The 9,106-nt window shown below is 50.2% G+C and carries 6 protein-coding genes and 1 pseudogene (1 of these 7 cut by a window edge); 3 read left to right on the forward strand and 4 right to left on the reverse strand.

Translation table 11 applies throughout. The features are described 5' to 3' along the window. Window positions 1-102: 102 nt before the first annotated feature. On the forward strand, window positions 103-1,233 hold the full coding sequence (locus tag COW20_11170; protein ID PIW47815.1) for a hypothetical protein: 1,131 nt from the start codon (window positions 103-105) through the stop codon (window positions 1,231-1,233). Window positions 1,234-1,320: 87 nt separating this feature from the next. Continuing rightward, a complete protein-coding gene (locus COW20_11175) occupies window positions 1,321-1,800 on the forward strand; it encodes a hypothetical protein (protein ID PIW47816.1) in 480 nt (159 codons plus the stop codon). A 60-nt stretch (window positions 1,801-1,860) separates the two neighbouring features. On the opposite strand, the gene COW20_11180 is transcribed toward COW20_11175, so the two are convergent. The 4 genes from COW20_11180 to COW20_11195 all read right to left on the reverse strand — a co-directional run bounded on the left by COW20_11180 (window position 1,861) and on the right by COW20_11195 (window position 7,805). Then, window positions 1,861-2,622 carry a hypothetical protein gene (locus COW20_11180; protein ID PIW47835.1) on the reverse strand — a complete coding sequence of 254 codons (762 nt, stop codon included), beginning with the start codon at window positions 2,620-2,622 and terminating at the stop codon, window positions 1,861-1,863. 23 nt (window positions 2,623-2,645) lie between these two features. Next, window positions 2,646-4,589, reverse strand: coding sequence for a succinate dehydrogenase flavoprotein subunit (gene sdhA / locus COW20_11185; protein ID PIW47817.1), 1,944 nt, complete (start codon window positions 4,587-4,589; stop codon window positions 2,646-2,648). A 15-nt stretch (window positions 4,590-4,604) separates the two neighbouring features. Continuing rightward, on the reverse strand, window positions 4,605-5,339 hold the full coding sequence (locus COW20_11190; protein ID PIW47818.1) for a succinate dehydrogenase: 735 nt from the start codon (window positions 5,337-5,339) through the stop codon (window positions 4,605-4,607). Between the two features lie 249 nt (window positions 5,340-5,588). Next, window positions 5,589-7,805: a hypothetical protein gene (locus tag COW20_11195; GenBank protein PIW47819.1), complete on the reverse strand. Its 2,217-nt coding sequence runs from the start codon at window positions 7,803-7,805 to the stop codon at window positions 5,589-5,591. Window positions 7,806-8,111: 306 nt separating this feature from the next. On the opposite strand from COW20_11195, the pseudogene COW20_11200 reads away from it, so the two are divergent. Beyond that, window positions 8,112-9,106: pseudogene (locus tag COW20_11200) on the forward strand (hypothetical protein) (it continues 127 nt past the right edge of the window).

The following is a 9,106-nucleotide window of genomic DNA, read 5'->3' on the forward strand; positions in this document are numbered from 1 at the left end:
TCATATTGTATCATCTAAGTATTCAACAAAATACACATGGGAAAGGAGTGTGGGAAAGACACGTCCGGCTTACACCGGATGCGCTCTGCCTCTCCGGTATGAATGCCGGAGTCTCCTGCGCAAGACCTGATGAAGCATAAATCTGTTTTGTTATTAGGGGGGTATGGCGGCGTTGGGCAGTGTCTGGCCCGGCTCCTTTTGAAGGAAACTCAAATAGAGATCGTTATTGCAGGAAGAAGAAAAGAAAAGGCAGACGAATTTGCTGCCACTCTCAACAGGGAATATGCTGGTCATCGGGTGAATAGCCGTTGCGTGGATGCTTCTGATTACACCTGTCTCGTAGCTGCTTTTGAAGATGTGCAGCTTGTTATTGTTTTGACGACGACCCCAAATCTAATCAAGCAGATTGCTCAGGCTGCTCTTGTAGCTGATTGTGACTATTTGGATATTCTTGTCGGCGAGAATACGTTTCAAGATTTAGAGCCGTTGAACTCATCGATCAAGCAACAGAAAAGAATATTTATCACACAAGCAGGCTTTCATCCCGGTTTACCGGCTGTTTTTATTCGCTATGCTGCTCAATATTTTGATACGTATGAAAAAGCAATTATTGCGATGGCGATGAATGCCCGGTTTGAACGCGCGGAGCAAGCTGTTGAAATTATTTCACTGATAGCAGAATTTAAGGCCGAAGTTTACAAAGCGGGAGCTTGGCGAAATGCAACCTATCAAGAGGCTCTGACCATCGACATGGGAAGCAAATTCGGAAGCATGCAAGTTTTTCCCATTCAAATGCCAGAGATAAAATCCATGCCAGAAATGTTTTCCTTAAATGAAACAGGAGTTTACGTATCAGGTTTTAACTGGTTTGTGGATTATTTGGTTTTTCCCATAATTTGGGTAAGCCAAAAAATCAGGAAAGGATGGGCAACAGGTTTTCTAACTCAACTTTTCACCTGGGGCGTAAACACTTTTTCATCTCCGTATCAAGGGGTTGTGTTTCTGAATGAAGCAGAGGGTATAAAAGACAACAAGAAGCAGAGAGTTCGTATTATTGCAGAGCATGATGATGCTTACCTTTTCACTGCAATACCTGTTGCAGCATTGCTCAAACAATACTTTAAGGGCTGTCTTCCTTTTGGCTTAGGGTTGATGGGACATATCGTGGATGTTAATGAACTGTTCAGTGATATGGAAAAAATGGGTCTACACATCAGAGTTGAAGAGCAATAAGCTCTGGAGAAAGCAAAGAAGAGTAGAACTTTGCATTTCAAGAAAGAACCTGTTCATGTCAACTGAACTCGCTTCAAAAGCTTCACTTTGGACCTTGGCTCTGGGGGCCATTGGCGTGGTCTCTGGAGATATTGGCAGCAGCCCCTCTATACCCTGAAAGAATGTTTTCACGGCCATCTCAAACTGAATCACGCCCTGCATGAGCAGATCATTCTGCTCTCGGTCAAATCCAAGAATATTCAGGCGGTTGAGCCTGAGAACGCTTTAGAAGTGAACAAATTGGGCCGGGGCGTTTTTCAGGTAACTGCCAGCTATGGCTTTATGCAGTCGCCGGATATTCCCCGCCGGCTCACGGCTTGCCCTGATTTTAAAGCCTGGCTCATACCTGAAAACACCACTTATTTTATCGGGCATCAGACGCTGCTGCTGGAGCAGAACAAATCCCGCATGGCCAAGTGGCGTCGTGCGCTGTTTGTGTTTATGTCCCGCAAGGCCTGGTCGGCCGCCGGTTTTTTTAACCTGCCCCGTGAGCGCGTAATAGAGATTGGCATGCAGGTTGAAATCTGATTATTTTCAGACCAAACAAAAGAGGGGCTCAGATGAGCCCCTCTTTTTGTTGTTCTCTGCTTAAATCGTAGCAGAACCTGTTTTCAGGGCTGCTTTGAGATATTCACGCCGCATGGTCGCGATATTTTCAATCGAAATGCCTTTGGGGCAAACTGCTTCGCATTCGCCATGGTTTGAGCAATTGCCAAAGCCTTCAGCATCCATTTGCTCAATCATGCGCAGGGCCCGGCGGGTCGCCTCAGGCTTGCCTTGGGGCAAATGCGCGTATTGAGCAATTTTAGCCCCCACAAACAGGGCTGCAGAGGCATTCGGACAAGCTGCCACACAGGCGCCACAGCCAATACAGGCAGCAGCAAAGAAGGATTTATCGGCTTCCTCTTTACCAATCGGAATTGAATTGGCATCCTGGGCACAGCCCGTATTGACACCGACATAGCCACCGGCTTGAATAATCCGGTCAAAGGCAGAACGATCCACGACCAAATCCTTGATCACCGGAAAAGCTTCCGAGCGCCAGGGTTCAATCGTAATCGTATCGCCATCGCGGAAGGTACGCATATGCAACTGGCAAGTTGCAGTGCGTCGGGCGGGGCCATGGGGCACGCCATCAACGACCACCCCACAGGTGCCGCAAATGCCTTCACGACAGTCGTAATCATATTCAATCGGCTCTTCTTTGCCCTCTTTGATCAGCTTTTCATTGAGCACGTCCAGCATTTCCAAAAAAGACATATGACTGGAAACATTGTCCAATTCATAATCATGTAAGGCACCGGGGCTGTCTGGCCCTTTTTGGCGCCAGATACGCAACTTCATTCGCATTTTATCAGACATGGTGCTACTCCTTACTTATAGCTTCGTTGAGAGGGTTTAACATCATTAAATTCCAGCGCTTCCTTGTGCAGAACCGGCTGGCTCAGATTTCCGGAATATTCCCAGGCAGCGGCATAGCTATACGCTTCATCGTTGCGCTTGGCTTCGCCTTCTTCGGTCTGGTATTCTTCGCGGAAATGGCCTCCGCAGGATTCTTGACGGTGCAGGGCATCCAGTGCCATCAGTTCGCCCAGTTCCAAGAAATCTGCAACCCGGCTGGCAAACTCAAGGTTTTTATTCCAGCCATCGGCCGTGCCAGGAATTCTGACATTCTGCCAAAATTCTTCACGCAGTTTGGGAATTTCTTGCAAGACCTGGGTCAAGCCTTCTTCAGTGCGTGACATGCCGACATAATCCCACATTTTCAGACCCAATTCGCGATACAGCTCCATCACGGTGCGTTCCCCTTTGATCGAGAGCAGTTTATCGATTTGGCCCTGAATTTCAGCCCGCACGCCTTTGAAGGCTTCGTGCTGTTCGGGATCGACTTTGACGGGGGATTTTCCGGCCAGATAATCGCCAATGGTATAGGGCACCACGAAATAGCCATCTGCCAGACCCTGCATCAGGGCGCTGGCGCCCAAACGGTTGGCACCGTGGTCAGAGAAATTGGCTTCACCCAGGGCAAAAAGGCCTGGAATGGTGGTCATCAGGTTATAATCCACCCACAGACCGCCCATGGTATAGTGTACGGCTGGATAAATCTTCATCGGCACTTCATAGGGATTTTCACCGGTAATCCGCTCATACATTTCAAACAGATTGCCATAGCGATCTTCCACGGCCTTGCGGCCCAAGCGCTGAATCGATTCGGCAAAGTCGAGATAGACTGCCAAACCCGTTTCACCCACGCCCCGGCCTTCATCGCAAACATATTTAGCATTGCGGGAAGCCACGTCACGGGGCACAAGGTTGCCGAAACTGGGGTAACGGCGTTCGAGATAATAATCGCGTTCGTCTTCAGGAATTTCTCCCGGTGGACGTTTATCTCCCGCTTTTTTGGGCACCCAGACCCGGCCATCATTGCGCAGAGATTCGCTCATCAGCGTCAACTTGGACTGGTAATCGCCTGAAACAGGGATACAGGTCGGGTGAATCTGGGTAAAGCAGGGATTGGCGAAATAAGCCCCGCGCTTGTGGCAGCGCCAGGCAGCCGTGGCATTGGAATTCATGGCGTTGGTAGAGAGGAAATAGACATTGCCATATCCGCCAGTGCAAAGCAAGACGGCATCCCCCGCATAGGATTCCAATTCGCCGGTTTTGAGGTTGCGCATGACCACCCCTTTGGCGGCTCCGTCAATTACCACCAAATCCAGCATTTCGCGGTAGGTGAAGAGTTCAACCTTACCCGCATCGACCTGACGCATCATGGCGCCATAGGCTCCCAACAGCAATTGCTGACCTGTTTGGCCAGAAGCATAGAAAGTACGCGAAACCTGTGCGCCCCCAAACGAACGATTCGAAAGCATGCCGCCGTATTCACGGGCAAAGGGCACACCTTGGGCTACGCACTGGTCGATAATGCTGACGCTGACCTGGGCCAGACGGTAGACATTGGCTTCACGGGCGCGGAAATCGCCCCCCTTGACGGTGTCATAAAACAGACGCCAAACGCTGTCCCCATCATTCTGATAGTTTTTGGCAGCGTTGATTCCGCCCTGGGCAGCAATACTGTGCGCGCGACGGGGAGAGTCTGAAATACAGAAAGACTTGACGTTATACCCCAGTTCAGCCAGGGTGGCAGCCGCAGAAGCGCCGGCCAGACCTGTGCCAATCACCAGCACGGTATATTTACGTTTATTGGCGGGATTGACGACTTTAATCCCGGCTTTATAGCTGTCCCATTTATCTGATACCTGACCAGAGGGAATATGGGCCTGGAGGGGAGTACCCTCTTGAATATTCAGCTTACTCATTGCTGTAACCTCCAATTAATGCGCGGCCGGAACCATATAACAAACCCAGAGGGGCAACGCCAGGAAGCCCACAGCCAGGAGTACGGCCAGAAGAACGCCGAGACCATGAATCACAGGCGTATAACGAGGATGATAGGCTCCCAGCGACTGGAAAGCACTCCAGAAACCATGGCTGAGATGGCTGCCCAAAAACAGCATCACCAGGGTATAAGCCCAGGCAATGACAGGATTATGAAAAGCCGCCACAACAGGTTTATACAGGTTGATCACTTCTGCGCCATGCACGATCACCTGTTCGGGATTGACACGGGTCTGAAAACGAAACATCCAGACATGCGCCACCAAAAACACCAGCAGCACAAGTCCGGTATAAATCATACTTTGTGAAGCCATTGTTTTACGGCTGGGTTTCCCTGCGTTCCCCTTCACCGCATAGCGGCTCTTACGGGCTGCGCGGTTCTGAGAGGTTACACTAAAGGCAAAGATAATATGAAAGACGAAAACAGCCATCAGGCCCAATTCGGCCAGACGGATCAAGGGGCCCAGACTTTCAAGCTTCAGTACATAACTGTTAAAGGCTTCAGCCCCAAAGAAAAGGGTTAAATTGCCGGCGAGGTGAATGACAATAAATGCCACCAGCGCCAGGCCACTTAAACCCATGATATATTTGCGACCCACGGTTGAATCAAAAATAGACAGGATAGACTCAATTGCGTTAGGTTTGGCAGTATTATTTTCTGCGTTTTGCATACGGGTTCCTGCTCTTAAGAAATTGATGCTTTACGGCACATATACCATAGCATGAAGTGCAGATCACTGGTAACACACCGCATCTATTTAAGCTATGCGGCCTGTTCAAGCTTTCGGTCAAGTTTACGGCAAGGTGCTCAAGCGTTCACTTTCAGGCTGTGTTTCACAAACCAACGAAAGGTGCCTTCAGTTTAAAAGCATCTTTGAAAACTGTACATGATCCGGATCAAGTTCGCGTAAAATTCTGGTTTATTTTTGATAAAGATATGCTTTAAGCCATAAAATCAGGGCTTCAGTACTGCGGGTTTGGCCAAAAATCAGAGCATTCCGTTCTCTCAGCAGCAAACGACACTGACGGTTCCAGTCTTTTTCCTGGGCCAGGCGCACTGCGATTTGTATATAGTCCTCTGGCGTCTGGGCCACACCAAAATCCAAGCCCATGGCCTGATAAAGCCCCAGCCCTCCCCTGCCGCGCTGAAACTCAGACGGCCAGGTCACCACAGGTACTTCCCGTTCAAAGGCCATGTACAGGGTATTGCCGCCCCCAAAATGAAAAGTATCCAAGACCACATCCGCATTTTCAAGCCAAAGCATGAATTGGCCCCAAGGCATCCAGGGCAAAAAATGAACCCGCGCAGCCAGGTTCCCCAAACTGCGTTGAAAACGCCGCTCCAAAATCTGATGCAAAAGGGTCTGATGAAATTTAAACAAATAGAGATCAGCCTGCGGATCGCGCTCTAAAATGCCCTTGATCACGGCATCAAAATCAGGGTGAATTTTGAACAGGGTCATGGGGCAGAGATAAAGATGCCGACCACTGGGCAACCCCAGATCTGAAGAGGCGTTGAGGCTCCGCCGGGGAGGGCGCGTATAGTTGACAGGAACCCCTGGTAAACAGAGCAAATTTTCACTGTAATGGTTTTGGGCTGAGGGCAGCTCAAGATCGGCATGTGAAATAAAGGTATCGATGGTGGGAATGCCGCTGGTCGTAGGATGCCCAGACAAAACCGCCTGATGAGGAGCCAAACGGCTAAAAGCCAAAAGCCAGGAAAAATGATCCATGCCCAATTCAGGGTAAATCAGCAGATCCAAAGCCTGCTGCTGAATTTGCAAACGGGCATGCTCCAAACTGGCAGACAAATGCTCAAGCCCTTGAACCCGCTCTTTTAAAAGCTCAGTCACCTGATCGGGTTTGCTGGAGGGCGCCAGAAAAAGCAGCACTTCAAAATCGGGTTCTTGGGCCAAAGCTTGAATCATGCCCCCAAAACAATGGGTGACGGAATGGTCTTGAAAACAGGCAGAGACCAAACCAATTTTCAATTTATCGGGTGCGGGCTCACACAAGGCCAGCTGGGGTGAAAGATAACGCTGAAGAAACTGGGCCAGTGTGCTGTTCAATTCCCGATCATTCTGTCCCTGGTAGGCCAGGTAAAAATTGGTAAGCCCCGAAAACTCACACAGAGGGTCTTGAATCTCAAAGTTTGTGATTTGCAATTGCGCCAGCGTAAAACTTAAACGGGCCCTGGCTTCCAGTAATTCCTCTTGGCAAGCATAAACGCGCGGAAGTTGCAGGGCCTGACGAAGCGAAAGCATGGATGAGTCACGGTCAGAGCGCTTTGAAGAAATTGCCTCTTTCCGCTTACGCAACAATGCAGGCTGCAATTGCAGCGCCTGGGCTATTGCGGTTTGTGCCTGGGCCGTCAAACCATTGTCATAAAGACATTGGCTGTAATTCAACCACCCTTCGGCATAGGTGGGTTGAAGGGTAATGGCTTGACAATAAGCCGCAAGCGCCGCTGTCATCTGACCACATTCCCGTGCCAAATGCCCCAAATTGGTATACACCTGCGCAAAACCAGGCTCCAGTTCCAAAGCGCGCTCAAAGGCCCGATGGGCGGGTTCAGCCTGTTTAAGCGAACGCAGAATCAGGCCATATTCATTCCAGGCATTGGCATCGTTGGGACAGAGCGCCAGCCATTCCTGCACATGGGCCAAAGCCTCTGACCAACGTTTCAGCGCTTGATAATGCAGGCAAAGCTTTTGATGAAGCCGCAGTTCAGACTGAATTTGAAGACAGGCTTCCCAGTAGAGAAAAGCATCGGTTTCCTGCCCTTTGAGCCACAAAGCCTGGGCCAAATAGTCCAGGGCCTGACGAAAATCGGGCTGAGCCTGCACAGCCCGTTTTAAACAGGTTTCTGCCAAATCCAAATTGTCTGAGCGCAGGGCCAAAAATCCACGTCCAAACCAGGAAGGGGCATGTTGAGGTAAAAGACGCAAAACCTGCAGATAATGGGCGTCGGCCTGTGCATCCACTTGGTTTTCCTGTAAAAGCACCGCCATGCGATAATGCAATTCTGCGGCCTCAGGGTATTTTTTGAGCAGTTGCGCCAGTGCGACCTGGGCCTGAGACCACTCAGCCTGCCGCAAAAAGGGCTCCAAAATTCTGAGTTCAGCGTGATAGGACATACCCCTTAGCCTAACATGTCACAGCCCCATCTTTTTGTAACATTTCTATCCGATTGTCATAAATCAGGGTTTATTGTACTCAAAAAACAATTTCAAAACAGCCTTGATTTTTGTTCAGTTCAAGCGTTGAGCGATTAATACATTTTAACTTTTTTGCAACAATTATCTATTGCATTTTTCATCATATTTAAACCAATAGACAGATATTCACACAAAATCAAAAGGGAACTTCTTTGGTTTTTTTTCGTCTTCGATCAAATACGCACTTCAAAACCTTGGCTTTGCTGATTGAGAAAGGGGAACTCAGTGGCTGAAATCCAAATTTTGCAACCAAAACTGCTGAACTGGGGGTTGAGATACAGCCTGATTCTGAGCCTGGCGGCCTGTCAAACGCCCGGAAATATCGCCCCCCTACCTTCAAGCTCACAGCAACCCAACCCTACAGACAGTTCTGGCCCCCTATCGGCGACACCCGATCCCCTGGCCTCGGCACCCGCGCCCGGACAAATCATCGCTCCCTTTACGCTGCCTCGCCTGGGCGCACGCACCCTGATTGAAGACGAGATTCCCACTGAAGCCATCGGACTCCCCATTGGCTCCCCCCAGCCCCCTTCACACCCCACCGCCACCCCCTTGCCCAGCGCCACCAGTGATATCTCCGTGATCGAAAAAACCACCTTCAATGGCAAACTCTTTGATGATTTGGGGCAACCCCTGAACGGAGCCTTGGTCAAAGTACGCTCGCTCAATTCGCAAGTTCCCTTTGAAGCCGAAACCCTCACCTCTGGGGGGACATTTGCCTTTAACAATGCCCCCTCCGGCGTGCAGATCGAAATTACGATCAGCAAACCCGGATTTGCCTCCCGCAAGCGCGTAGAGGTCTTAAAATCCAATAAACAGGGCGACCCCAACGCCAACCGTTACGATTTTGGCCAGGCTTTTGCAGCAGGAGGCACACGTGAATCCTCGCCGGCCCCGGCTTCGGCGCCGCCGATTCTGCCCCTGCCCACCCCGATCATGCCGCCCCTTCCTCCGACAGCCAGCGCCGAACCGGCCTATGCCACGCGTAGCAGCGAAGCCGGTGCGCTCTCTTTTCAAGCCTTGCAGGGCAAAACCACGCTTGAAAAGCTCAAAAGCCAGATAAAAACCCACAGCCCGATTTCTCCAGCTCTGCTTTTGCCCTGGGAAGCCCTGCGACTGGAACCCTTGAATTTTTCCAATCTGAGTTACGTAGCGCCCTTTCAAATGGGTATGGGTCTTGTCAAAGTTGGCTCCGTGGCGGGTGCCGATCTTTATGATTG

Source organism: bacterium (Candidatus Blackallbacteria) CG13_big_fil_rev_8_21_14_2_50_49_14, from assembly GCA_002783405.1.
GTDB lineage: Bacteria > Cyanobacteriota > Sericytochromatia > UBA7694 > UBA7694.